Source organism: Mesorhizobium sp. CA12, from assembly GCF_020165255.1.
Taxonomy (GTDB): Bacteria; Pseudomonadota; Alphaproteobacteria; order Rhizobiales; family Rhizobiaceae; genus Mesorhizobium.
The window spans coordinates 1-25796 of the sequence record NZ_JAIUHT010000018.1 but is presented as its reverse complement, the minus strand read 5'-3'; the positions used below and the strand labels follow the sequence as shown (position 1 = coordinate 25796).

General features: G+C 64.1%; 20 protein-coding genes. 5 read left to right on the top strand and 15 right to left on the bottom strand.

From position 1 onward, the window contains the following. Nucleotides 1-5: 5 nt before the first annotated feature. On the bottom strand, nt 6-1205 hold the full coding sequence (locus LB520_RS24370) for an aspartate aminotransferase family protein (protein WP_140845698.1): 1200 nt from the start codon (nt 1203-1205) through the stop codon (nt 6-8). A 357-nt stretch (nt 1206-1562) separates the two neighbouring features. Between LB520_RS24370 and LB520_RS24365 the strand changes: the two genes are divergently transcribed. Further along, nucleotides 1563-2081 (top strand): GcrA family cell cycle regulator, encoded by a 519-nt coding sequence (locus LB520_RS24365; RefSeq protein WP_095765897.1) that lies wholly within the window; start codon nt 1563-1565, stop codon nt 2079-2081. A gap of 143 nt (nt 2082-2224) precedes the next feature. Here LB520_RS24365 and LB520_RS24360 read toward each other — a convergent pair whose 3' ends face one another. The 3 genes from LB520_RS24360 to LB520_RS24350 all read right to left on the bottom strand — a co-directional run bounded on the left by LB520_RS24360 (nt 2225) and on the right by LB520_RS24350 (nt 5413). After that, a complete protein-coding gene (locus LB520_RS24360) occupies nt 2225-3229 on the bottom strand; it encodes a magnesium and cobalt transport protein CorA (protein ID WP_224639660.1) in 1005 nt (334 codons plus the stop codon). Nucleotides 3230-3316: 87 nt separating this feature from the next. Continuing rightward, nucleotides 3317-4039: a phosphate signaling complex protein PhoU gene (gene phoU / locus LB520_RS24355; RefSeq protein ID WP_095765899.1), complete on the bottom strand. Its 723-nt coding sequence runs from the start codon at nt 4037-4039 to the stop codon at nt 3317-3319. Between the two features lie 108 nt (nt 4040-4147). Continuing rightward, nucleotides 4148-5413, bottom strand: a complete 1266-nt coding sequence (locus LB520_RS24350) for an ATP-binding protein (protein WP_095765900.1) — start codon at nt 5411-5413, stop codon at nt 4148-4150. 185 nt (nt 5414-5598) lie between these two features. Here LB520_RS24350 and ppk2 point away from each other — a divergent pair, with 185 nt between their 5' ends. Beyond that, a complete protein-coding gene (gene ppk2, locus LB520_RS24345) occupies nt 5599-6504 on the top strand; it encodes a polyphosphate kinase 2 (RefSeq protein ID WP_224639659.1) in 906 nt (301 codons plus the stop codon). A 119-nt stretch (nt 6505-6623) separates the two neighbouring features. Here ppk2 and LB520_RS24340 read toward each other — a convergent pair whose 3' ends face one another. The 3 genes from LB520_RS24340 to LB520_RS24330 form a co-directional block, all read right to left on the bottom strand. Next, nucleotides 6624-7373, bottom strand: coding sequence for an enoyl-CoA hydratase-related protein (locus LB520_RS24340; protein ID WP_140845695.1), 750 nt, complete (start codon nt 7371-7373; stop codon nt 6624-6626). An 11-nt stretch (nt 7374-7384) separates the two neighbouring features. Then, nucleotides 7385-8023, bottom strand: coding sequence for an acyl-homoserine-lactone synthase (locus tag LB520_RS24335; protein WP_095765902.1), 639 nt, complete (start codon nt 8021-8023; stop codon nt 7385-7387). A 98-nt stretch (nt 8024-8121) separates the two neighbouring features. Continuing rightward, nucleotides 8122-8853, bottom strand: coding sequence for a LuxR family transcriptional regulator (locus LB520_RS24330; protein ID WP_095765903.1), 732 nt, complete (start codon nt 8851-8853; stop codon nt 8122-8124). Nucleotides 8854-9102: 249 nt separating this feature from the next. On the opposite strand from LB520_RS24330, the gene LB520_RS24325 reads away from it, so the two are divergent. Beyond that, nucleotides 9103-9954, top strand: coding sequence for a transporter substrate-binding domain-containing protein (locus LB520_RS24325; protein ID WP_411966455.1), 852 nt, complete (start codon nt 9103-9105; stop codon nt 9952-9954). 78 nt (nt 9955-10032) lie between these two features. On the opposite strand, the gene LB520_RS24320 is transcribed toward LB520_RS24325, so the two are convergent. Further along, the gene (locus LB520_RS24320; RefSeq protein WP_095765904.1) at nt 10033-10446 is read right to left on the bottom strand and encodes a tellurite resistance TerB family protein; all 414 of its coding nucleotides are present in this window, start codon (nt 10444-10446) and stop codon (nt 10033-10035) included. Between the two features lie 212 nt (nt 10447-10658). Between LB520_RS24320 and LB520_RS24315 the strand changes: the two genes are divergently transcribed. Continuing rightward, entirely contained in the window at nt 10659-12308 is a 1650-nt protein-coding gene (locus tag LB520_RS24315; protein ID WP_224639658.1) for a lysine--tRNA ligase, read from the top strand. Here LB520_RS24315 and LB520_RS24310 read toward each other — a convergent pair. The 7 genes from LB520_RS24310 to LB520_RS24280 all read right to left on the bottom strand — a co-directional run bounded on the left by LB520_RS24310 (nt 12271) and on the right by LB520_RS24280 (nt 21235). Further along, on the bottom strand, nt 12271-13155 hold the full coding sequence (locus tag LB520_RS24310) for a thermonuclease family protein (protein ID WP_411969937.1): 885 nt from the start codon (nt 13153-13155) through the stop codon (nt 12271-12273). The two genes, LB520_RS24315 and LB520_RS24310, sit on opposite strands and share 38 nt — an antisense overlap. A 12-nt stretch (nt 13156-13167) precedes the next feature. Next, on the bottom strand, nt 13168-13809 hold the full coding sequence (locus LB520_RS24305) for a helix-turn-helix transcriptional regulator (protein ID WP_224639656.1): 642 nt from the start codon (nt 13807-13809) through the stop codon (nt 13168-13170). A gap of 229 nt (nt 13810-14038) precedes the next feature. Continuing rightward, the gene (locus LB520_RS24300; RefSeq protein WP_224639655.1) at nt 14039-16258 is read right to left on the bottom strand and encodes a 3-hydroxyacyl-CoA dehydrogenase NAD-binding domain-containing protein; all 2220 of its coding nucleotides are present in this window, start codon (nt 16256-16258) and stop codon (nt 14039-14041) included. A 14-nt stretch (nt 16259-16272) separates the two neighbouring features. Continuing rightward, a complete protein-coding gene (locus tag LB520_RS24295) occupies nt 16273-17481 on the bottom strand; it encodes an acetyl-CoA C-acetyltransferase (protein WP_224627308.1) in 1209 nt (402 codons plus the stop codon). 33 nt (nt 17482-17514) lie between these two features. After that, a complete protein-coding gene (locus tag LB520_RS24290) occupies nt 17515-18687 on the bottom strand; it encodes an acyl-CoA dehydrogenase family protein (protein ID WP_095765911.1) in 1173 nt (390 codons plus the stop codon). Nucleotides 18688-18739: 52 nt separating this feature from the next. Further along, entirely contained in the window at nt 18740-20536 is a 1797-nt protein-coding gene (locus LB520_RS24285) for an acyl-CoA dehydrogenase (protein WP_224639654.1), read from the bottom strand. A gap of 234 nt (nt 20537-20770) precedes the next feature. Next, nucleotides 20771-21235: a MerR family transcriptional regulator gene (locus LB520_RS24280; protein WP_095766190.1), complete on the bottom strand. Its 465-nt coding sequence runs from the start codon at nt 21233-21235 to the stop codon at nt 20771-20773. A gap of 449 nt (nt 21236-21684) precedes the next feature. Between LB520_RS24280 and LB520_RS24275 the strand changes: the two genes are divergently transcribed. After that, entirely contained in the window at nt 21685-25707 is a 4023-nt protein-coding gene (locus LB520_RS24275) for a peptidoglycan-binding protein (protein ID WP_224639653.1), read from the top strand. Nucleotides 25708-25796 lie beyond the last annotated feature (89 nt).

Here is a 25796-nt window from a genome sequence, read left to right as displayed (position 1 = left end):
AGAAATTATTTGGCGGCTTCGGCGGCAATCGCGTCGGTCAGGCGCTTGGCGCCGCCGCGAATGCGCTCCAGCGCCTCGCCGATCTCCTCGTCGGTGACGGTGAGCGGCGGCAGGAGGCGGATGACGTTGTCGCCCGCCGGCACGGCAAGCAGGTGCTGGTCGCGCAGCGCCATATTCACCTTGGCGTTGGGCATGGCGCATTTCAGGCCGAGCATAAGGCCGGTTCCCCTGATGCCCTCGATGACGTCGGGGAATTCATCGGCCACCGCCGCAAGGCCCTGCTTCAGAAGCAGCGCCTTGCGCTGCACGTCCTCGAGGAAGCCGCCGGCCAGCACCACGTCGAGCACGGCGTTGCCGACGGCCATCGCCAGCGGATTGCCGCCGAAGGTCGTGCCGTGCACGCCGGCCGTCATGCCGGTCGCCGCCTCGTCGGTGGCAAGGCAGGCGCCCATCGGGAAGCCGCCGCCGATGCCCTTGGCGATCGCCATCAGATCGGGCGTGACGCCTGACCATTCATGTGCGAACAGCTTGCCGGTGCGGCCGATGCCGCACTGGACCTCGTCGAAGATCAAAAGCAGGCCGTGCTTGTCGCAGAGTTGCCGCAGCCGCTTCAGCGATTGCGTCGGCACCGGGCGTATGCCGCCCTCGCCTTGCACCGGCTCGATCAGGATCGCCGCGGTCTCCGGCGTGATCGCCTTTTCAGCGGCGTCGATGTCGTCGAAAGCCACCTGGTCGAATCCCTCGACCTTCGGGCCGAAGCCTTCGAGGTATTTGTACTGGCCGCCGGCGGCGATCGTCGCCAGCGTGCGGCCGTGAAAGGCACCCTCGAAGGTGATGATGCGGAAGCGCTCGGGACGGCCCTTGACGAATTGATAGCGCCTGGCCGTCTTGATGGCGCATTCCAGTGCCTCGGCACCGGAATTGGTGAAGAACACCTTGTCTGCAAAGGTCGCCTCAGTCAGCCGCTCGCCCAGCCGGCGCTGTTCCGGGATCTCATAGAGGTTGGAGACGTGCCACAGCTTGGCGGCCTGCCCGGTGAGCGCCGCGACCAGATGCGGATGGCTGTGGCCCAGCGAATTCACCGCGATGCCGCCGGCGAAGTCGAGATATCGCTCGCCCTTGTCGGTGACCAGCCAGGTCCCCTCCCCACGGTCGAACGCCAGGGGTGCGCGGGCAAAGGTCTCGTAAAGCGCCGAACCGCTCATTATATGCGTCTCCGGAACCGGAAATCAAAAAAGCCGCCAATGCGGCGGCCTTTGCGGGTTATCATGTTTTTCGGCCATGAAGTCAACGAAAACGTCACGCAGAAGCGCGTGGCAAGCCCCTGACGCCACGTCGGCTCATAAGTAGGCCGGCAAGTTGGGGAAAACCGAAAAAACCGAATCGTGTTGCCCTGGGGACTCTTGTCACCGAGTCAGCGCATAAGGTATTTGTAGTCGAGAAATAACTAGATTTCGTGCGGCGGACCTAATCACCCGGTATATGTGGTGTTGTTTGCCCGGCGAGAGCCGGGGGCGGGAAAGGATTCTGACTGCCGTACGCCTCAGCAGGAGCGCGGTCTCATGAACTGGACTGACGAGCGGGTCGAACTTCTCAGGAAATTGTGGTCGGAGGGTCTGAGCGCCAGCCAGATCGCCGCACAGCTCGGCGGGGTGAGCCGCAACGCCGTCATCGGCAAGGTGCATCGCCTGAAGCTGTCGGGCCGGGGCCGCGCAACGGCTGCTCCGGCGCGCCAGAAGAAGGCGACGCAAGGCGCCTCGATGCAGAAATCGGTGACCCGCGCCGCGAGTGCCACGCGTCACGTGACCACCACCATCGGCGCCACCGCGCTGCAGGTGCAGTTCGACGCCGAGCCGGTCGCGCGCCACTATATCCGGCCGGTCGAGAACGTGGTCGTGCCGATCTCGCGGCATCTGCAGCTCGTCGAGCTGACCGAACGCACCTGCAAATGGCCGAACGGCGATCCGCTGTCGGAAGACTTCAACTTCTGCGGCAACGACGCCGCCGAAACGGGGCCCTATTGCAAGTATCATTCCCGGGTGGCGTTCCAGCCGGCGGGCGAGCGGCGCAGGGCGCGCTGAGCGAATAGCGAATAGCGAATAGCGAATAGCGAATAGCGAATAGAGCTGGATGGAGTTTCGCGAAGAGGGCAACTTATTTCCCCTACTCGCTACTCCCTATTCGCTACTCGCCCCCTACTCCCTTACTGACTTACTCCCCTATTTCACAGCCATCCATTCTTCTTGAACCGCCAGTACAGGAACGCGCAGATGAGCGCGATCGCCACCAGGACGGCCGGATAGCCGTATTCCATCTTCAGTTCCGGCATGTCGGAGAAGTTCATGCCGTAGATGCCGGCGAAGGCCGTGGGCACCGCCAGGATGGCCGCCCATGAGGCGAGCTTCTTGGATATCGCGGTTTCCTGGCTCTGCCCGACCAGCAGACTGGCTTCGAAGGCGAAGGCCAGAACCTCGCGCAGGGAGTCGATCTTTTCCTGCACGGTGCGGATGTGGTCGGTCACGTCGCGAAACAGCGGATGCATGGCGGCATGTATCTGCGGCAGGTCGGCGCTGGTCAGCCGGCGGCAGACCTCGACCAGCGGCAGCGCCGCATTGCGCAGCCGCAGCAGATCGCGGCGCAGCATGTAAAGCCGCTCGATATCGGAACCGGTCATCGGCTTCAGAAGCACCTTGTCCTCAATCGCCTCGACCTCGTCCTCGATCTGCTCCAGCACCGGCATGTAGTTGTCGACGATGAAGTCGAGGATGGCGTAGAGGACGAAATCCTCGCCTTTGGCGAGCGAATGCGGGCAGCTCTCCCAGTGCTGGCGCACGGCGGCGTAGGAGGTCGACGGGCCGTGCCGGACGCTGACAATGTAGCCGGCGCCGACAAACAGATGCGTCTCGCCGAAAGTGACACGGCCGTCGATCAATTGCGCGGTGCGGGCAACGATGAAGAGGGCGTCGCCATATTGCTCGATCTTCGGGCGCGCATGCGGATGCTCGGCATCCTCGATCGCCAAATCATGCAAATGGAATTGCGCCTGCACCCGGAGCAGCAGGTTGCGATCGGGCTCGAGCAGGCCGATCCAGACGACATGGCCGGGTTTTGCCGTCCATTCGCCGGCCTGTTCGATGGCGATGTCGGCGATGCGCTTGCCGCCCGAATAGACGCTGGATGCAATGATGCCCGACGTTGGGGCCGGGGTCAGGTTTCGAACTTGTTCCATCGCAAACCTCCCGAGACTGCGACTGACAAAATCGCTGTCCCTGGAGGAGCTTATCCTAAATCAGGAAGCCGTTCGAGAGGCGGCGGTTCACTTAGCTGGCACCGGGCCGGGAAGCACGACCTTGTCGGTCTTGTCGCCTTTCGGCCGGTCGGCTGGCATCTGGTCGCCCGTGACGATGTAATAGATCGTCTCGGCGATATTGGTCGCGTGATCGCCGATGCGCTCGATGTTCTTGGCGCAGAACAGAAGATGCGTGCACGGTGTGATGTTGCGCGGATCTTCCATCATGTAGGTCAAGAGCTCGCGGAACAGCGAGGTGTACATGGCGTCGATCTGGTCGTCCCGGTCGCGCACGAGGCCAATCCTCTCGACCGAGCGCGAGGCGTAGACGTCGAGCACTTCCTTGAGCTGCGTCAGCGCCAGATTGGCAAGCGCCTCGATACCGCGGAAAAGGCTATTCGGCTGGCGGCCGTCCACCGAGGCCACCCGCTTGGCGACGTTCTTGCCCAAGTCGCCGACACGCTCGATATCGGCCGAGATACGGATCGCGCCGACGATCTCGCGAAGATCCGTCGCCATCGGCTGGCGCCTGGCGATGATGATGATGGCCTTGTCGTCGATCTCGCGCTGTCCTTCGTCGAGGACGAGATCGTCCTGAATGACCTTCTGCGCGAGGCCATGGTCGACATTCACCAGGGCCGCGACCGCCTGTTCGACCATGCGCTCGGCATGGCCGCCCATCGCGGCGATGCGCTTCGACAGGAATTTCAGCTCTTCATCATAGGCACTGGCGATATGAACGGACTGCATGGATATGCCTTCCCGGCTTGAGCCGGCTGGTGCGTTCCCTCAATCCGTCGCTGATACGTGAACCGCATGACAGAAAGAAGAAAATCCCGGTTGGTAACCGATATACGATCAGCGAGCCGGCAAATGAACCGTGAACGCCGCGCCCTTGCCGACTTCCGACTTGATGGACAATCTTGCGTTATGACGGGTCAATATATGCTTGACGATCGAAAGGCCAAGCCCGGTGCCTTTCTGGGCGCGGCTGTTTTCGACATCGACGCGGTAGAAGCGCTCGGTGATGCGCGGGATGTGCTCTTCGGCAATGCCCGGACCATAATCCCTTATCGTGACGTCGAAGCCCGGCTGCTGGCCATCCTCGCCGCCGGCGACCGATACGGTGACGCGCCCGCCTGACTGGCCGTATTTGCAGGCATTCTCGAGGAGATTCTCGAAGACCTGGAACAACTCGTCGCGATCGCCGGGGACGACAAGCGGCGCGTTGGCGAACTCCCGCTCGATGACGACGCCGTTCTCACTGGCCAGCGGCCCCAGCGAATCGATGACGCTGTCGATCGTCTGGCGAAGATCGACTTCCGTGCCCGGTCCCAGATAGGGTTTCATCTCCAACCGCGACAGTGAGAGCAGATCGTCGATCAGGCGGGCCATCCGGCCGGTCTGGTTCTGCATGATCTGCAGGAACTGGTCGCGCGCCGCCGGATCGTTGCGCGCCGGCCCGCGCAGCGTCTCGATGAAGCCGGCGATCGAGGCAAGCGGCGTGCGCAGCTCATGGCTGGCATTGGCGATGAAGTCGGCGCGCATGCGATCGATGCGACGCGTCTCGCTTTGATCCTTGAACACCAGCACGTAAAGGCCTGTAGCATGGCCGACCGTGGACGCGCTGACCCGATATGTGCGTTCCACCGGCAGCTTTTCGGTGTAGTCGACCGCATCGGAAGCGACTTCCCCGGCAAGGATGCCGTCGAGCAGCGCCTGCATTTCCGGGGCGCGGAACTTGAGCGACAGCGACATACCGGGCGCCAGTCCTCCAAAGGCGGCGAAGGCGGCAGCGTTGGCGTGAACGATGGTGGCGGAATGGTCGAAGATGATCAGCGGGTCGGCGACCGCGGCGGCCAGATATTCGCCGGAGAGCCTCTGCAGCCCGCTAGCCTCGATCGCTGCCCCCACATCGGCCGGCTGGCGTTCGGCATCTGCGGGCAGCATCGCCGCGGCCGCCAGCGCGGCCAGGGCCAGCAGCAGCACATAGGCGGATGAGCCGGCGAAAAAATAAACGGCAAGGACCGCGAGAACGCCTGCGCCAAGCAGCCAGCGGTTGCGCGCCAGCCGTCCGGCCAAGGCTCGCCCCTTGTTGTCTTGTCCCGCGCCCGTCTCTGCCATAGGCCCGCGCCACCCCGCATCCCGTTCGACCGGTCAGCCGGCTCGCTGGACCGGCCTGACGCATGGGACCCTGGAAATCAGGATCGATTTTCGCGAAGGTTCATGCGCAAGATCAAAATGCTGCAGCGTCTTTGCGCTGCACAGGCTCCATAGCATGAGTCCGCAAACTGGAAAGGTTCGTCCGGATGAAAAAAGCCAAGGAAACGGCTGAAGCGGTGCCGGCCACGGCACCGATCAAGATCAAGATCGGCGGCAAGGAGCGCGAGTTCGACATCGACAATCCGGTGCTGCCTGACTGGATCGAGGACAACAAGCTTACCGCCGGCGGCTATCCTTACGACAAGAAGATGAAAAGCGAGGACTACGAAAAGAAGCTCGAGGAGCTGCAGATCGAACTGGTCAAGGCGCAGGCCTGGCTACAGGCCACCGGCAAGCGGGTGATGGCGCTTTTCGAGGGCAGGGACGCGGCCGGCAAGGGCGGTACGATCTTCGTGCTGCGGCAATATATGAACCCGCGCACGGCCCGCAACGTCGCGCTGCCCAAGCCGACGCCGACCGAGGCGGGGCAATGGTATTACCAGCGCTATGTCGACCATTTCCCGGCCTCGGGCGAGTTCGTCACTTTTGACCGCTCCTGGTACAACCGCGCCGGCGTCGAGCCGGTCATGGGGTTCTGCACGCCGGAGCAGCACGAGAAATTCCTGGACGAGACGCCGCATTTCGAGCGGATGATCTGCAACGAAGGCATCCATTTCTTCAAATTCTGGCTGAATATCGGCCGCGAAACGCAGCTCGAACGGTTCCATGACCGCCGCTGGTCGCCGCTGAAGAACTGGAAGTTCTCGCCGATCGACATCGCCGGCGTCGGCAAGTGGGACGACTACACCAGGGCGCGCGACCAGATGATCGAGCGCACACATAAGGAGTTCTCGCCCTGGGTCGTCGTGCGGGCCAATGACAAGCGACGCGCCCGGCTTGCGGTGATCCAGCGTATCCTGCTTTCCCTGCCCTATGACGGAAGGGACCTCGACGCCGTCGGCAAGCCCGACAAGAAGATCATCGGCGAGGGGCCGGAATTCCTTAAAGACTAGTTGTTGTTCTTCGTCTGGAACCGCTGGCCTGCCCTACCCGCGGGGTAACGCGGTTCCGGACGAGTTACAGCGCCGCGCGCCTTTCGGCTCGCGCGGCGCTGAGGTTTCATGCCGGGCGCTCAGGCGGCCAGGCGAGCAATCCGCTGCAGCCGCTTCAGCGTGGTGTCATCCTGAAGCGCCTGCTGGAACAGCGTGATCTCGTGGTCGATGCGGTCGCACAACACGTCCGTATCTCCCTTGAGGAGGCTGCGCGTCTGCAGCAATGCCGCAACAGGCTTCTTGGCCAGCTGTTTCGCCCTCGCCAGCGTTGCTTCCTCGGCGCTGCCTTGCGTCACGATCTCGCCGACCAGGCCAAGCGCCTTGGCGTCTTCGACGCCCAGCGTATCGCCCAAGCAGAAGAAACGGAAGGCGCCGGCATAGCCGAGCTTCTGGGGCGCCAGAATGCTGGTCGCCGCGTCCGGCACCAGGCCAAAATCGACGAACGGCACCCTGAAGGTGCTGCCCCTGGAAGCGATCACCATGTCGCAATGGAACAGGATGGTGCAGCCGACGCCGACGGCATCGCCGTCGACGCAGGCAAGGACCGGCTTGGGGAAGGTCGCCAACATGCGGAACATGTCGGTGACGGCGGCGATCAGCTCTCGGTGCTTGGTGGCGTCGAGGAACTCCGAGAAGTCGCCGCCAAGGCAGAAGCACCCGGCAAGGCCGCGCAGCATGACGACGCGGACCTCGTCGTTGACCGCCGCATCGCGCAAGGTCCTCGCAAGGCTCGCATAGGCGTGCCTGTCGAGCACCGGCCGGCCGTCATGCGAGGACACGGTGACGACCAGCGTATGGCCGCGCAGTTCCGGTTCGGGATGGAAACTCATGACCGCCTCCATCACGAAGCCTGCTTGAGGCCGAGCAGACCGGGATAGCCCCGGTTCAGCACCGGCAGATGGTGGTTGCGGCGGGCCCGCACGACATCGAGCGTATGCTCGGTGAAGGTGAGCAGCGTCGCCACGACCTGCTGGTTGCCATAGGTGCGCTGGTAACCGAGCGGCGTCGCCAGGAAGTGCAGTTGCAGGGCGCGCAGCACCCACATCGGCTCGAACTCGATGATGACCTGGTTGACGTTGCGCTTCAGGCCCCATTCGACGAAGCCGGCGATCAGCTCGGTGCCGACCGTCGAGACGCCGCGTTTGCCGTCGCGAAAACCCGGAGCCACCGCGTAGCGGGTCAGTTCCCACACATTCGGCCCCGAAGGGGACGGTCCTTCGCAGAGATCCGACAGAACATCCGTCAGAAGATGCGGCCGTGTGGTCGGCAGCATGCGCTGGTAACCAGCCAGTTCGCCGTTGCGGATGACGAGGTGGTGTTCGGCCTCGTCATGATCGAACTGGTCGATCTCGAGCTGGTCCGGACGGTCGAGATCGGTCCAACCCATCTCCTCGACGAAGATCTTGTAGCGCAAGCGATGGACCGCCTCCCAAAGGTCGGGGCGTTCCATCAGTTCCTGAGTGGTAAGGGCAAAGAGCATTAGCCGTCTCCTGGGCTTAAGAGGAAGATACGGCCGTGATGTCCCTTAAAATATTGCGCGAAGGCGCAGGCAAGAATTTCCAGGTCGGCACGGCCGACCTAGCTAATATAACCGCGCCTAATCGCCTCCGCGACCGCCTGTACCCGGTTGGCTGCCCCGAGTTTGCTCTTGGCGTTAAGAAGGTGTTTCTCGGAAGTGTGTTCCGAGATGCCGAGGATTTGCGAGATCTCCCATTCGGACTTGCCGACGGCGGCCCATTGCAGGCACTCCCGCTCACGCGCCGTCAATTCTATGTGATCGATGACGCTGTCGGCCTTGGTGTGCAGTTGCATGGCGCGGCCGATCGCATAGGTCGACGCGAGCGAGACCATTCCGAATTCCGCATCCGACAGTTCAACGGATTCGCCGCCCAGCGAGACCATCACGATCTGGCCGTCGAGCGTGACCAGCGGAAACGCCAGGCCGTCGCGCAGCTTGAACTCGCGCGCGTCGCCCATGACTTCGTCGCTGTTCTTGTCGATCAGGGCGTTCTTGGAAGCGTCCCGCCATTGGAACGGCGCCTGAAGCTGCTTCATGTGGCTGACGACCGGGTCGTGGTCGACATAGTTGCGCGCCACATAGCGCTCCAGCCATTCGCCGGGCCAATCGCAAAGCATCACATGCTGTTTCTGCCGGCCGCGCGGCGTGCCCGGCTGCGGCACGGTTCCCGCCATCAGTGCGGTCAGGCCGAAGCTCGAGGTGATGCCGAGCAGCCTCTCGCAGACCGCGGCCGCGGTGCCAGCATGCTGCAACTGGTCTATGTATTCCAGCGTTCTGTCGAACAGGCCCATCGCAACATCTACCCCATGTTGCTTCTGCTTTTTCATTACCGACGGTAGATGCCCGAACCCCCCTTCGTCATCAACCCCCGCGTCGCAATCTCCTCAGCAAAACCGGCAGCTTCCCCCTTCCGGCACGCAAGGTCACTTGCACACGTGCTAAAGCATACGCTGAATTTGGCGGCTTGAAATCAAAAACCGTTGTGCCTGCCCCCCTTTTCATACGAAAAGCCAAGAAAGCTGTCTGGGCGGAGCCTTGTCGTGAAATTGCGGTGGATATTTCTGGCCCTGATATCGGCACTGACCGGCGCGCTGCCCCTTGCCGGACCGACTCAGGCGGCGGAGCCGCAGGTGCCGGTGCTGTGGGACGCCAAGGAACGGCTGCCGAAGCCCGATCTTTCCGCGCTGCCGCGGCTCAGATTCCTCACCACCACCGATTTTCCGCCGTTCAACTTCCTCGACGGCGCCGGCCGCCTGTCGGGTTTCCACATCGATCTGGCGCGGGCGATCTGCGCGGAACTGGGCGTCGCCGAAAAATGCCAGGTCCAGGCTTTGCCGTGGAACGAATTGGACGATGCTCTGCAGAAAGGCGAAGGCGAGGCGATCATCGCCGGCATCGCCGCGACGCCGGACAGCCGCGAGAAATACGCCTTCTCGCGCTCCTACATGCAATTCCCGGCGCGCTTCATCATGCCCAAGGCGAAGGCCTTCGGCGAGCCGATCCTCGACAAGCTGCGCAGCAAGCGGGTCGGCGTCGTCGCCGGCTCGGCGCATGAGAAAATGCTGCGGGACTACTTTAACACCGTGCAGGTGGTGACCTTCGATACACCGGAAGACCTCTATGCCGACCTCAAGGCCGGCAAGGTCGACGCCGCCTTCGGCGATGGCATGCGCTTTGCTTTCTGGCTGGGCGGCTCGGACGCCGCCGGCTGCTGCCGCTTCGCCGGCGGTCCGTATCTGGCGCCGGAATATCTGGGCTCGGGCATGGCGATCGCCACCCGCAAGAACGACACAGCGCTTGCCGCCGCCTTCGACTACGCGCTGCAGGAAATCTCGATCAAGGGCACCTTCGCCGAGTTTTACCTGCGCTATTTCCCGGTGAGTTTTTTCTAACCGGTTATCCAGAAATTCCGAACAGAAGGCTGCGGCGAAGTCGCCGAGCCTAACCGCTCAGACTTTTCCTGGATTGCTTCATGTCAGCGAGCGCAAGCGCGCCTTGGCCGCGCGGGCGATCGCGGCGACGGTCAGCGTATCGAGGTCGAGCTTGAGGCGGATGAGCTGGAGGACGCGCACTTCCTCCATGCGCATTTCGAGATCGACGGCGGCAACCTCGAAAGCAGCCGCATAAGCGGTGTCGCGCAGCCGCTCCGGCAGCGCCTCGGCGACGCGCGCCAGCACGCCTTCCAGCCCGTCCTTCTCATGCAGCGCCTTCTGACACGCCTGTGCCACTGCAACCAGCCTGTCCTGGTTGAAGTCGACGAACACCGGCCAGGAGCGGACGACGTCGCCGATACGCTCCAGCTCGACATCGGTCATGTCGCGATCGGAGGCCGATGTGATGACCATCAGGTGGATCAGGGCTTCGTGCGGCGTCAATGAGGGCATTCAAAACTCCTGAAGGCGCGCATGTCATCTTTCCAAAACCGTGACACACTTTTGGATGACATGCACTGGATGATAGGCCCCGAACGTAGGAGCGCTATCGCGGCGTCGCAAGGAAAAGCGCCGCAAATCGTTGACGCTCCAGCCTGTCACGCCTAGAGACCGGTCGACAAATCCTTATCCGCCGCGAAGACGGCCATGACTGGAACTTTGACATGACGGGATCAAACATCATCGATCTCACTCCCGAGATGCTTGCCGCGGCGGCCGAGAGCAAGGCCTGGCCGTTCGAGGAAGCCAAGAAAGTCATCGCCCGCTACAAGGGCAAGGACTTTCCCGAGACCGTCCTGTTCGAGACCGGCTATGGCCCGTCCGGCCTGCCGCATATCGGCACCTTCGGCGAGGTGGCGCGCACGACCATGGTGCGGCATGCCTTCCGGGTGCTGACGCAAGATAAGGTCAAGACCAAGCTTCTGTGCTTCTCCGACGACATGGACGGCATGCGCAAGATCCCGGAGAGCGTGCCGGACCGCGCCGCGCTTGAGCCCTATCTGCATATGCCGCTTACCTCGGTGCCCAATCCGTTCGGCGGCGACTATGCGAGCTTCGCCGACCACAATAATGCGATGCTGTGCCGCTTCCTCGACACGTTCGGCTTCGACTACGAATTCGCCAGCGCAACGCAGTACTACAAGGCCGGCCGTTTCGACGAGGTGCTGCGGCGCGCCGCCGAACGCTATGACGAGATCATGGGCGTGATGCTGCCGACGCTCGGGCCGGAGCGCCAGGCGACCTACAGCCCGTTCCTGCCGATCTCGCCGAAGAGCGGCCGCGTGCTCTACGTGCCGATGATAAATGTCGACGCCAAGGCCGGCACCATCACCTTCGACGACGAAGGCACCGAGACGACGGTGCCTGTCACCGGCGGCCGTGTGAAGCTGCAGTGGAAGCCGGATTTCGGCATGCGCTGGGCAGCGCTCGGCGTCGATTTCGAGATGTTCGGCAAGGACCACCAGACCAACGCGGCGATCTACGACCGCATCTGCAACATCCTCGGCGGACGCGCGCCGGAGCATTTCGTCTACGAGCTGTTCCTCGACGAGGAAGGCCAGAAGATCTCGAAGTCGAAGGGCAACGGCCTGACCATCGACGAATGGCTGACCTACGCGCCGACGGAGAGCCTCGGCCTCTATATGTATCAGCGGCCGCGGCAGGCGAAGAAGCTCTATTTCGACGTCATCCCGAAGGCGGTGGACGAGTATTACGCTTTCCTTGGCGCCTATCCGCGCCAGGACTGGAAGGAGCGGCTCGGCAATCCGGTCTGGCACATGCATGACGGCAGCCCGCCGGCCATCGACCTGCCGGTGCCCTTCGCGCTGCTGCTCAACCTGGTCAGCGCCTCCAATGCGCATGACAAGGCGGTGCTGTGGGGCTTCATCTCGCGGCATGCGCCGGGCGTGACGCCGAAGACGCATCCGGAGCTCGACCGCCTGACCGGCTACGCGATCCGCTATTTCGACGACTTCGTGAAGCCGACCAAGGTCTACCGCGCCGCCGACGAGGTGGAGCGCGAGGCGCTGGCCAAGCTCTCCGACGCGCTCGGCGCGCTGCCGCAGGGCGCCGATGGCGAGGCGATCCAGAACGCCGCGCTCAATGTCGCGCGTAAGATCGAGCGCTACCAGGATCATTCCAAGCAGAGCCCGGAAGGCGGACCCGGCGTGTCGGTCGCCTTCTTCCAGATGATCTACCAGGTGCTGATCGGCCAGGAACGCGGGCCGCGCTTCGGTTCCTTCGCGGCGCTTTACGGCATCGCCGAGACGCGCGCGCTCATTGAGCGGGCGCTGGCTGGTCAACTGGCGGCGTAACCGCGCCCCCATCAGCCGGCAGGATCGAATCCGGCGCGACCGGCGCCGGCCCTGACGCGGCCGGCAGCGCCGGTAGGCCGTCAAGCTTCGGCGCCGGGCCGAAAATACCTTTCCTTGCGGCGCGGGCCTTGCCCCCGGCCTCGACATAGGGACCGCCTTGCGCCGCGCGCGCCCAGCCATTCTCGACCAACCACTGGCCGATGTCCTGGTTGCCGATATGGCATTCGGCGGTAATGATGTCGCGGCCCCCGTCCGGCGGCACCGTGCAGGCGACCGCACGGCCACGCAGGAAGGCGCGGAAGGCTGTTCTGGCGCGCGTGCCGCAGGCCCAGCTCTTGCCCGCGTCGCTACAGGTTTCGTCGGCCTTGACGACATCCACGCCGGACACGGCGACCGCGTAGCCCTTCGACTCGATAAGCCCGGCGGCGGTGGCGACCGGCTGGAACAATTTTGTGCCGTTCCAGTCGCCCGGCATCTTCGTTTTGGGCGGCTTGGGCGGCCCGGCCAGCGCCAGATCACTGAGCGGTGCGCGCGGTTCCACCCGTTCGAGTTCCTGGTCAGACAGGTCCGGCGGCGCCACGACGTCGGGATCGATGGCCCTCGAACGAGCGGCGGGCTTCGGCGGCTGCGGAGCGGCCGGCGCCGGAATGGCCGAGGTCGCGGGCTCTCGCTCCGTATCGGAACCGGAAAGGGTATCGCCGCCGGTGGGAAGCGCATCGGCGATGGGATCGATCTGATCGACCGTGATGCCGCTTTCGTGGCCCTTGACCGTCCGTCCGCCGATTACGACGAGCGCCGCCATCACGGGAATTGCCAGAATCGTCAGGGCTGTTTGAAGAAGCCGCACCGGTCCGGGGCCCTACTGGCTCGCCCAGACGATGCGCGCCATCCATTCGATATCGCGCGTCGGAATGTCACGGTCCGGATGGGCGGGGTTGAGCGAAACCAGCACGATCGATTTCACCGTTTGCCGGTCGAGCACCTTGGCCATTACCTCGCCGGCGGTGGTCTTGACGACGACACGGTCGCCCTTGCGCGTCGGCGCGCCCGGTTCGACGATCAGCACATCGCCATTGCGGTAGAGCGGCAGCATGGAATCGCCCTGCACCTGCAGCGCGTAGGACGTCTCGGTCGCCCGCGCCGGAAGCTCGACCAGATCCCAGCCCTGCCCTGCGGGATAGCCGGCATCGTCGAAGAAGCCGCCCGCGCCGGCCTGGGCGAAGCCAAGCAGCGGGACGGCGCTGCGCTGTTGGGCTATGGAGACGCCGCCGCGCCCTTCGACCAGTCCGGTGAATTCCTCGAGCGACGCGCCGGTGGCCTCGATGATCTTGGCCAGCGATTCGGTCGAGGGCCAGCGCGGCCGGCCATCGGACGACAGGCGCTTCGACTTGTTGAAGGCCGTCGAATCGAGGCCCGCGCGCCGGGCAAGACCGGAAGCCGATAGCGAATAGCGCTCGGCGAGAGCGTCAATGGCGGCCCATACGCGATCGTGTGAGAGCACGCGCGCTCTCCTTCAAACAGGAAAAAATGCCTCAAGCCTGTCTAGCGCGCGACCACACCATTGTCCACCGGTCGCGGTGGGCCGGGATGGAAAGTGATACGCAGGCACAGATGGGCCTGGTTCGGCACACTAATCGAGCCGGCTTTTGTCGCCGACCCTATAAGGGCCACGGCTGGACGCCGTGGCCATGGTGCGGGCCATTCGCCCCCAGACATACATCTTGGGTTGATCAGGCCGCCTCTCGGACCTCGCCTTTCTGATAGGGGTCGAAGCGCTGGTAGAAGGTCTCGCCCTTCTCGGCCATGTCGAGCAGAAGCTTCGGCGCCTTGAACTCGGCGCCATACTTCTTCTGCAGCCCCTTGGCGATCTTGACGAAACGCTTGGCGCCGATGCCGTCGATGTAGGATAGCGCGCCGCCGGTAAAGGGAGCGAAGCCGAAAGCGAGGATCGAGCCGACGTCCGCCTCGCGCGGATCGGTGACAATGCCTTCTTCCATCACCCGCGCCGCTTCCAGCGCGATGGTCACCAAGAGGCGCTGCTTCAGCTCCTCATAATTGATCTTTTCGGGCTTCAGCTGCGGATAGAGATCCTTCAGGCCCGGCCACAGCTTCTTCTTCGCCGGCTTCGCCGGATAATCGTAGAAACCCTTGCCGTTCTTGCGGCCGAAGCGGCCATGCGTGTCGACCATGGTGTTGATCAGCGCCATCTGCCCGGGATCGACGGCCTTCTCGCCCAGATCCCTGATGGTCTGCTTCATGATCTTCTGAGCAAGGTCGACGGCCGTCTCGTCGGTCAGCGCCAGCGGGCCGACCGGCATGCCGGCAGCCTTGGCGGCGTTCTCGATCATCGGTGCAGGCACACCTTCGATCAGCATCTTATAAGCTTCCGACATGTAGCGCAGCACGCAGCGGTTGACGTAGAAGCCGCGCGTGTCGTTGACGACGATCGGCGTCTTCTTGATGGCGCGCACGAAGTCGAAGGCGACGGCCAAGGCCTTGTCGCCCGTCTTCTTGCCGAGGATGATCTCGACCAGCATCATCTTGTCGACCGGCGAGAAGAAGTGGATGCCGATGAAGTTCTTCGGCCGCGCCGAATTCTTCGCCAGGGCGGTGATCGGTATGGTGGACGTGTTGGAAGCGAAGATTGCCGACGATTTCAGCACCGCTTCGGCCTTCTCCGTGGCTTCCTTCTTGACGCTCGAATCCTCGAAGACCGCCTCGACGACCAGATCGCAGCCGGCAAGGTCGGCATAGTCCGCCGTCGGGGTGATCAACGACAGAAGCTTGTCCTTGTCCTCGGGTTTGGCGCGGCCCTTCTTGACCTGATCGGCCATCAGGCTGTCGGAATGCGCCTTGCCCTTCTCGGCCGACGGCAGATCGCGGTCGAGCAGCACCACGGGAATGCCGGCTCGTGCGGTGACATAGGCGATGCCGGCACCCATGAAGCCGGCGCCGAGGACCCCGATCTTCTTGAACTTGGTCTCCGGTACGTTGGCCGGCCGGCGCGCGCCCTTGTTCAATTCCTGCAGCGAGACGAACAGCGAGCGGATCATCGCCGCCGCTTCCTTCGACTGCATGATTTCGGTGAAATAGCGCTGCTCGATCCTGAGCGCCGTGTCGAAGGGCACCAGCAGGCCTTCATAGACGCATTTCAGGATCGCGGCCGCGGCAGGATAATTGCCGTAGGTTTCGCGACGCAGGATGGCGATCGCCGGCGGCCAGAGATTGGCGCCGGCCGCCGAATAGATCGGGCCGCCCGGCAGCTTGAAACCCTTCTCGTCCCAGGGCGCGACCGGCTTCAGGCCGTTCCGGATCATCGCCTTGGCGGTCTCGACCAGTTTCGAAGGCTCGGCGATCTCGTGGATCAGGCCCATCGCCTTCGCCTTTTGCGGCGTCAAGTTCTGCCCGGTGGTCAGCATCTGCAGCGCCTGCTGCTGGTCGGTCAGCCGCGGCACGCGCTGGGTGCCGCCGGCGCCGGGGAAGATACCAATCTTCACTTCGGGAAGCGCCATCTTCACCTTGTCGCTGTCGGCGGCGACGCGGCCGTGGCAGGCGAGCGACATCTCGAAGGCGCCGCCCACGCAGGTGCCGTTGATCGCCGACACCCAAGGCTTGCCGGAAGTTTCGATCTTGCGGAACAGGCCGGTCATATAGCCGGCATTATCGAACAGCGCCTTGGTCGCCTTGTCGAGGTCCTTCTCCTTGTCGACGGCAAAGGTCGCCAGCATCTTCTGCAGCATGGTGATATCGGCGCCGCCGGAGAAAGAGTCCTTGCCGGAGGTGATGACCGCGCCCTTGATGGCGGCATCGCCGGCCACATGATCGACTATGGCGTTCAACTCGCGCATCACCTCCTCGGTAAAGACGTTCATCGAGCGGTCCGGCATGTCCCAGGTGATCAGTGCAATGCCGTCGGCGTCGGCGTCGAGGGTGAAATTGGTGTAGCTCATCTCTTCTCTCCCCGTCAGACGCGTTCGATGATGGTGGCGGTGCCCATGCCGGCGCCGATGCAGAGCGTGACCAGCGCGGTGTTGAGGTCGCGGCGCTCCAACTCGTCCAGCACCGTGCCCAGGATCATGGCGCCGGTGGCGCCGAGCGGATGGCCCATCGCGATCGCGCCGCCATTGACGTTGATCTGGTCGTGCGGGATGTCGAAGGCCTGCATGTAGCGCAGCACGACTGAGGCGAAGGCCTCGTTGAGCTCGAACAGGTCGATGTCCGACTGCTTCATCTTGGCGCGCTTCAGGAGCTTCTCGGTGACGTCGACCGGACCGGTCAGCATCAGCACCGGTTCCGAGCCGATATTGGCGAAGGCGCGGATGCGGGCGCGCGGCTTCAGCCCCATCGCCTTGCCGGCCTTCTTGGAGCCGAGCAGCACGGCGGCGGCGCCATCGACGATGCCCGAGGAATTGCCTGCATGGTGGACGTGGTTCACTTCCTCGACTTCCGGATGTTTCTGCACGGCGACCGCGTCGAAGCCGCCCATTTCGCCGGGCATGACGAAGGATGGATTGAGCGAGGCCAGCGACTGCATGTCGGTCGTGGGCCGCATGTGCTCGTCATGATCGAGGATGGTGAGACCATTCTGGTCCTTGATCGGGATCACCGAATTCTTGAAACGGCCCTCGCCCCAGGCCTTGGCGGCGCGCTTCTGGCTCTCGACGGCGTAGGCATCGACGTCATCGCGGGAAAACCCGTATTTGGTGGCGATCAGGTCGGCCGAGATGCCCTGCGGCACGAACCAGCCGGGCAGGCCAACGGAGGGGTCCATGAACCAGGCGCCGCCCGACATGCCCATGCCGACGCGCGACATGGATTCGACGCCGCCGGCAATGACGATCTCATCCGCCCCTTGCGCGATCTTGGCGGCGCCGAAATTGATGGCGTCGAGACCCGAGGCGCAGAAGCGCGAGATCTGCATGCCGGGTGCCTTGGTGTCGTAGCCGGCCTCGAAGGCGGCGGCGCGCGGAATGACGGAGCCCGCCTCGCCGACCGGATCGACGCAACCGAAGATGATGTCGTCGACATTGCCGGTGTCGAGCCCATTGCGGTCGCGCAGCGCCTCAAGCGTCCTTGCGGCGAGCCGCACCGCCGGCACCTCGTGCAGCGAGCCATCCTTCTTGCCCTTGCCACGCGGCGTGCGCACGGCGTCATAGACGTAAGCCTCAGTCATTTTCGTGCTCCTTGGCTTTGCCGGCCGCCGCGCTCACAGAGAGCGCCCGATCAGCAATTTCATGATTTCGTTGGTGCCGCCATAGATGCGCTGGACGCGGGCGTCGCGGTACATGCGGGCGATCGGATATTCATTCATGTAGCCATAGCCGCCATGCAGTTGAAGGCATTCGTCGACGACTTTGCCTTGCAGGTCGCTGAGCCAGTATTTGGCCATCGAGGCGGTGACCGGATCCAGGCCGCCGTCGATATGGCGGGCGACGCAATCATTGTAGAAGACGCGGCCGATCGTGGCCTCGGTCTTCAACTCGGCCAGTTTGAACTGGGTGTTCTGGAAATCGATGACGGCCTTGCCGAAGGCTTTGCGTTCCTTGACGTAGTCGATGGTCAGCGCCAGCGCCCGCTCGATCATGGCGATCGCCCCGGTGCCGATCTGCAGCCGCTCCTGCGGCAATTGCTGCATCAGCTGGACGAAGCCCTTGCCTTCCTCGTGGCCGAGCAGATTGGAGGTCGGCACGCGCACGTCATTGAAGAACAGCTCGGACGTGTCGTTCGACTTCAGCCCGATCTTATCGAGGTTGCGGCCGCGCTCGAAGCCCTCCACCTCATCGGTCTCGACGACGATCAGCGACGTGCCCTTGGCGCCCTTGTCCGGATCTGTCTTGGTGACGACGATGATCAGGTTGGCGAGCTGGCCATTGGTGATGAAGGTCTTCGAGCCGCTGATCTTGTAATGGTTGCCGTCCTTCTCGGCGCGGGTCTTGACGCCCTGCAGGTCGGAACCGGCGCCGGGCTCGGTCATGGCGATGGCGCCGATCAGCTCGCCGGTTGCGAGCTTGGGCAACCATTTCTGCTTCTGCTCTTCGGAACCGTAATGCAGGATGTAGGGTGCTACGATCGAATTGTGCAGGCCGATGCCGAAGCCGTCGACGCCGACATGGCCGATCGCCTCGATGATGGCGCTCTCATGCGCGAAGGTGCCGCCCGAGCCGCCGTATTGCTCCGGCATGGAAGCGCAGAGCAGGCCGGCCGCTCCCGCCTTCAGCCAGCTCTCGCGGTCGAACATCTCGTTCTTCTCGAACTCGTCGTAACGCGGCGCGATCTCCTCGGCCATGAAGCGCGATGCCATATCGTAGAGCATGCCGACCTCGTCCGCCGCCCAGGCGGGCTTTGGAAGACCAAGAATTTCGGCTGGATTTGTCGCCACGATTTCCTCCGCGTTCCGACACTTGTGGGCCGGCGGTGCCGGCCCGCCAAACCTAGAACGCTTCCGCCGGCAGCGCCATTAGCGTGTCCGCGCCACTCGATATGCGGGCGAGACGCGCCGCCGTTTCCGGCATGACGCGCTCCATGAAGAAGCGCGCGGTCGTGAGCTTGGCGTCGTAGAACGCGCCAGCGCCGTTGGCGCCGTCCGCGAGCTTCGCCTCAGCGGATTTCGCCATCTGCGCCCACATGTAGCCCAGCGCCACAAGGCCGAAGAGATGCATGTAGTCGCTCGAGGCCGCACCGGCATTGTCGGGCTTGGCCATGGCGTTCTGCACCAGCCACATGGTGGCCGCCTGCAGGTCGTTGAGGCCCTTCTTCAGCGCCTTGGTGAAGGGCGCCATCTTCTCATCAGTGCGGTTTTCCTCGCAGAACTCGCCGACTTCCTTGAAGAAGGCCTGCACGGCGCGACCGCCATTCTGCGCCAGCTTTCGGCCGACGAGGTCGAGCGCCTGGATGCCGTTGGCGCCTTCATAGATCATGGCGATGCGGGCGTCGCGCACGAACTGGCTCATGCCGTGTTCTTCGATGTAGCCGTGGCCGCCGAACACCTGCTGCGCCATAACCGCGTGGTCGAAACCCTTGTCGGTGAGCACGCCCTTGACCACCGGGGTCATCAGGCCGGTGTAGTCGTCGGCCGCCTGGCGGTCCTTGTCGTCACCGGAGCGATGCGCGACGTCGGACTTGATCGCCGTCCACAGCGCTAGCGCGCGGCCGGCCTCGTTGAAGGCCTTCATGGTCATCAGCGAGCGGCGGATGTCGGGATGGACGATGATCGGGTCGGCCTTCTTGTCCGGCGCCTTGACGCCCGACAGCGAGCGGCCCTGCAGGCGGTCCTTGGCGTAGGAGACGGCGTTCTGGTAGGCGATCTCGGAGACCGAAAGCCCCTGCAGGCCGACGCCGAGTCGGGCCTCGTTCATCATCGTGAACATGGCCTTCAAGCCGCCGTTCAATTCGCCGAGCAGCGTGCCCTCCGCCTCGTCATAATTCATGACGCAGGTCGAGTTGCCATGGATGCCCATCTTCTCCTCGATCGAGCCGCAGGAGACGGTGTTCCTCTCACCGGGATTGCCCGAGGCATCGAGCTTGAACTTCGGCACGATGAACAGCGAGATGCCCTTGACGCCTTCCGGCGCGCCTTCGGCGCGGGCAAGCACCAGGTGGACGATGTTGTCTGCCATGTCGTGCTCGCCGGCGGAGATGAAGATCTTCTGGCCGGAGATTCTGTAGCTGCCGTCGCCGTTGGGAACGGCCTTGGTGCGCAGCAGGCCAAGGTCGGTGCCGCAATGCGGCTCGGTCAGGTTCATGGTACCGGTCCAGGTGCCCTCGATCAGCCTGGGCAGCCATGTCGCCTTCTGCTCCTCCGTGCCGTGGGTGACGATCGCCGCGATCGCGCCTTGCGTCAGGCCGGGATACATCATCAGCGCCATGTTGGCGGAAACCATATATTCGGAAACAGCCTGGTGCACCGTGTAGGGCAGGCCTTGGCCGCCGAACTCGACGGGTGCCGCAAGCCCCATCCAGCCGCCTTCGCGATACTGGTCGTAGGCGTCCTTGAAGCCCTTCGGCGTCGTTACCGAGCCGTCGTCATGGCGCACGCAGCCTTCCATGTCGCCGACGCGGTTCAGCGGATGCATGACGTTTTCGGCCAGCTTGGCACCCTCGGCGAGGATCGCCTCGAGCACGTCGGGCGTCGCATCCGAGAAGCCCGGAAGATTGGAATAGCGCTGATAGCCAAGCACATCATTGAGCACGAACAGCGTGTCCTGGATCGGCGCCCTGTAGATCGTCATGCCTTCCTCCGCCCTTACGGTCCCGGCCCGACCAGCAAGTCGCCTGTCCACATCCTGGACAGGAGGCCGGGCAAATGTCGATGCTGCGATAGCAAATATTGACGTTTGCGTAAACGTCAACTTCGTCGCAGTCAAAAATTTTGTGAGTGGTCAGGCATCCTGGCGACAAAAAAGCCGCGCGGCTATGGCCACGCGGCTTTCAGTTTTTGGATTGTCGCCGTTGAACGCGTGCGTTCAGCCGGCGGCGCTTGCCTGCGGCGCCGCGGTGCGCTCGACGAGCATCTGGCGCACGACGGACATCGAGTTGCTCAACTCGCCGATGGCGTCGTCGATCAGCGCACGCTGCTTCTGCAGGCGGGCGAGTTGCTTCTCCGACTTGTCGAGGGCCAGCCGCAACTGCCTGGTGTTGGTGCCGGTCGGATCGTAGAGATCCATCATCTGCTTGACGTCGCGCAGCGAGAACCCGACCTTGCGGCCGAGCAGGATCAGCTTCAGGCGAGCCTTGTCGCGGCGCGTATAGAGACGGGTCGAGCCGTCGCGATGCGGATTGAGCAGGCCCTTGTCTTCATAGAAACGCAGCGTGCGCAGCGTCACACCGTATTTCTTGGCCATCTCGCCGATGCGGACGAATTCCTCGCCGGCTTCGACCGGGATCTCATTGGTATTGGCCGCGGCTTCGCCGGGCGAAACAAGTTTCATGGTCACTGGCTTTCCCCTGGCGGCGTCGCGGTCGCGGACCAAGCGTCGCCTGAGTGGAAGCGGGGGCGTGCTTCCAATCGTGGTTGCAACAAAACAATCGCAAGAGGCACGGTTCGCACCTTTTACGTTTACGTCAATCCTATATCGACAGCCGCAAGGTGACGCAAGGGCGTTGTCAAAACGGAGCTTTATGCCGCACCAGTCAGGCGGCTCACGATTGTGCGCGGCTTCTTAAGCTTGGTTAACGCCTTGTTTACCACGTTGGGCGAAATGTGCGCATGTCGGTCACCCGTGTTTATCCTGTAGAGAATTTTTCACGGTTTTCGAAGCGTGGGTGAAAACCCGGGAAGCCCGTCTTCCTCCGCAGCAAAACCGCTCGGCTCGCTTCGTTTCCGACAGGCTAATGGGAGACCGGCCTCCGGCCGGCCATTCTGAACACGGGCGCATCGATGAACAGCAAGCGGTCCTATCTCGATACACTCAATGCCGGCAGGCAACGCCGGCCGCACGCCTCGCTCGAAGAACTGAACCGCTCGCTCGAAACCCTGGAGCAGCGGCTGGACCGCACGCGCGCCGACATGCCCGATCGCCCCGACCTGCGGCGGCCGCCCGTCGAGCCGCGTTATCCAAGCACGCAGCCTTACGGCCAGCCGCGCTGGTACGAAGACACCTATGCCGCGCAAAGACCCCTGGACCGGCCGCAGCAGAACCCGGCGGCGCAGAATCCTGGCTCACAGTATCAGCGGCCGCAACCGCGCGCGCCGCAAAATCCGGCGCCCGCCGCGCCCGCCTTCGACCAGGGCTATCAGGCGATCGCGCGTGACATCGACCGGGTGCGCGGCCAGGAAGACAGCGTCGCCATGGTCGGCAAGATCGCCGTCGAATTGCGCGGGCTGCGCGAGGAATTGCGCCACCAGATGACCGCCGGTCTGCAGCGCGAATTCGAGGCGTTTCGCCAGGACATCGACCGCGCTATGCAGCGCGGCGCCAACGGCCTGCCGGATAAGAGCAGCGCCGAGCTCGGCCTCGAATTCGAGCGGCTTTCGGGCGCCATCCAGACACTGGCCGAAAAGAGCGACGACCGCAGCGTCAACCTGCTGCGGCTGGAGCTGGAACAGGTGAAGGGCGCGCTGGACACGCTGGCACGCGAGGAAAGCGTGCAGAAGGTCGACCGCCGCTGGGACGATTTCGACCGCCGCTGGAGCGCCTTCGAAGACCGCGTCGACGCCGATCAGCGCAAGCGCGCGGAAGGCCCGAGCCTTTCGGTGCTGACCGACCGGCTCGAACAGATCAGCAGCGCCGTCAACAATCTGCCGGAATCGCTTTCGCTGCGCTCTCTGGAGGAAAAGGTGCGCACGCTTGCCGGCGCGGTCGACCGTTTCGCCAGCCAGCAGACTATGCGCGGCGGCGAGACGCTGGCCATGATCGACGAGCGGCTGGACGAGATTTCCCGCGCCATCGTCGCCTCGACGGTGGCCGCGCAGGCCAATGCCTTCGACCCCGAGACCTTCGGCCGGATCGAGAAGCGCATGGCTTCGCTGGCGGCGCAGATCGAAGAGGTTGCGCAGTCGCGGCCCGGCGCGGAAGTCATTGATCACCTCAACCTTCTTACCAGCCGTGTGGATCAGTTGGCCGGCAGGGCAGACCTGCCCGAGCAGGCCATGGAGCGGCTCGGCAAGCAGATCGCCTTGATCACCGACAAGATGGACCGCGCGCAGGCCATGCCCGACGCCGATCATATCTTCCAAGGCCTGGAACAGCGCTTCGAGGCGCTGTCCACGTTAATCGAGCGCCGCCAGGGCGATGCGATGGAACAGGGCAATATCCTGTTTCGCGATCTCGAGCGTCGGCTGGACGAGGTCGCGGACAGGCTCGATCAGCGCATGCGCCAGGATGAGAGCGCCGGCATCATGGAAGCGATCGACGCCCGCTTCACCGCTTTGGCCAAGCGTATCGAGACACGCACGCCGGATCCTGCCAACGACGCGGCGATCCGCGGGCTGGAGAGCCGGCTCGAGGATATTTCCAGCCGGCTGGAAATGTCCGCGCAGCAGGTCGCGGGCATCGATCCGGCGCTGATCCGCAGCCTGGAGGCGCAGGTCGCCGGCCTGTCGGCGCATCTTTCCAAGCCCGGCACGCCGCTGCCCGAATTCGAGGACATCAGCCCGCGCCTCAACGAGATCGAGAAGTCGCTGGCGGGCACGCGCGATTCCATCCTGACCGTGGCGCGCGAGGCGGCTGAAAGCGCCGTCAGATCGCTTGCCGAGTCGACGTCCAGCACGGCCCAGAGCAACGCGACCGCCGTGGCCGGCCTCGCCCAGGACCTGAAGACGCTCGAAGCGCTCACCCGTCGCTCCGACGAGCGCAATTCGCGCACCTTCGAGGCGATCCACGACACGCTGCTCAAGATCGTCGACAGGCTCGGCTCGCTCGAATCGGATGAGACCAGCGAAGCGGTCAGCGAACTGGTGGATCCGCAGCCGACCGGCAAGCGCGGCGGCCGCGGCGGCAAGATCGCGGTGCAGGACGCGCCTTCGATGGATATCGACCAGCCGCTGCCGCTCACGGGGGACATGGCCGGTCTCGAAGGCCGTGCGGCTGCGATCATGCGCGATGAGCCAGACGCGCCGCGCACGCCTGCCGAGGCCGCGGCGGCAGCAGCCATGGCGGCCCTCGGGCCGGATGCGATCGGCGACAAGAGCGAGACGGCCGGCCGCAGGAGATCGATGTTCAGCGGCCTGGCGCGCGCTTTCAAGGGCAAGAAGGAAGCAGACACGCAGCTGCTTGCCGGCGCTGCGCCGGCCGGCGACGTGCCAAACGTCGACATCGACGAGCCGCTCGACCCCAAGGCCGCCAACCGGCCGTTGGAGCCCGGTTCCGGCGCGCCGGACCTCAACGCTATCATGAAACGCGTGCGCGACGAGCGCGGCGGCCAGCCGGTCAAGCGCAACGAGAGCGATGCCGCCAAGTCCGATTTCATCGCCGCGGCCCGCCGCGCGGCCCAGGCCGCAGCCGCGGAAGCCGACACGCTGAAGCGGCAATCGACCCTGACCGGCCCGGTGAAGGCGCTGAGGATAGGCGACCTGCTCAAGGCGCGGCGCAAGCCGATCCTGATGGCGGCGGCCGCGATCATGATGGCGCTGGCCGGCCTGCAGTTGGGCAAGGCCTTTTTGTCAGATCCGGTCGAGACGGCCAACAACCAGCCCGCACCGGTCGTCTCTCCGCAGACGGTCGACACGGAAACAGCACAGGACGAAAGCGGCGCGGCCCGGCCCGTCAGGCAGGCCGAGCCCGTCAAGGACGCGGCACTCGCCGCTTCTACGTCTTCCAGTCCCGAAAATGCCGCAGCCATGCCCGCCGAACCGGCGCCCGCGCCAGTGGCGCTTGCTGCGCCTGCCGCGCCGGTGCCGGCTCCCATGGCTTCGGCAACGCCGCCCGAACCCGCCGCCGCAGCCGTCTCCGCGGCGGATACGGATGGCGACACGCAGCCGATGGCCAAGGACCCCATGACGGCCAGTCCGGCAGCCGAGGGCGCCGCCGCCAGCACACCGACGGCCACGTCCGTCGACACGACAGGCGCCGTGCCGCCGGCCGGGAGCCAGGCAGCCGCGGCCAAATTCGATATCCCTTCCGAAATCGGTCCGGTGGCGCTGCACGACGCGGCCGCCGGCGGCGACGCCAAGGCGCTGTTCGAGATCGGCTCGCGCTATGCGGAATCGCGCGGCGTGAAGGAAGACATGAAGGCGGCCGCCAAATGGTACGAGCAGTCGGCCGAGCTCGGCTTCGCGCCGGCCGAATACCGCATCGGCAATTTCTACGAAAAAGGCATCGGCGTCGCGCGCGACATCAAGAAGGCCAAGACCTACTATCAGCTCGCCGCCGAACAGGGCAATGCCAGCGCCATGCACAATCTGGCGGTGCTGTTCGCCATGGCGGCGGACGGCGTGACCGACAATGAATCGGCGACGCACTGGTTCCAGGAAGCCGCCGACCTCGGCGTCAAAGACAGCCAGTTCAACCTCGGCATCCTGGCCGCCAAGGGCGTCGGCATGAAACAGAACCTGGAGGAATCCTACAAGTGGTTCGCGCTCGTCGCCAAGACCGGCGACAAGGACGCTGCGGCCAAGCGCGACGAGATCGCCAATGCGCTCAGGCCCGAACAACTCGAGCGGGCGCGCGCCGCCACGGAATTGTGGAAGGCCAAGCCGCTCAACGCGGCCGCCAACTCGGCCGACGTTCCGGAGTCCTGGCAGGACAGCACTCCGCAGACGACCGCCGGCATCGATATGAAGAAGGCGGTGAAGAACATCCAGCTGATCCTCAACAAGAACGGCTATGATGCCGGCGGCGCCGACGGCGTGATGGGCGGCAAGACCAAGACCGCCATCATGGCCTTTCAGACCGACAACAAGATGAAGCCGACGGGCGAGATCGACGCGCCGCTCGTCAAGGCGCTCTTGGCGCACAAATAACGGCGGACGCGTCGCATATGCGACGCCCTGCCACACATTTGCCTGTTAACTGATTGAGATGGTTTTTGTTTCGGCGCGGGCGCGGGCGT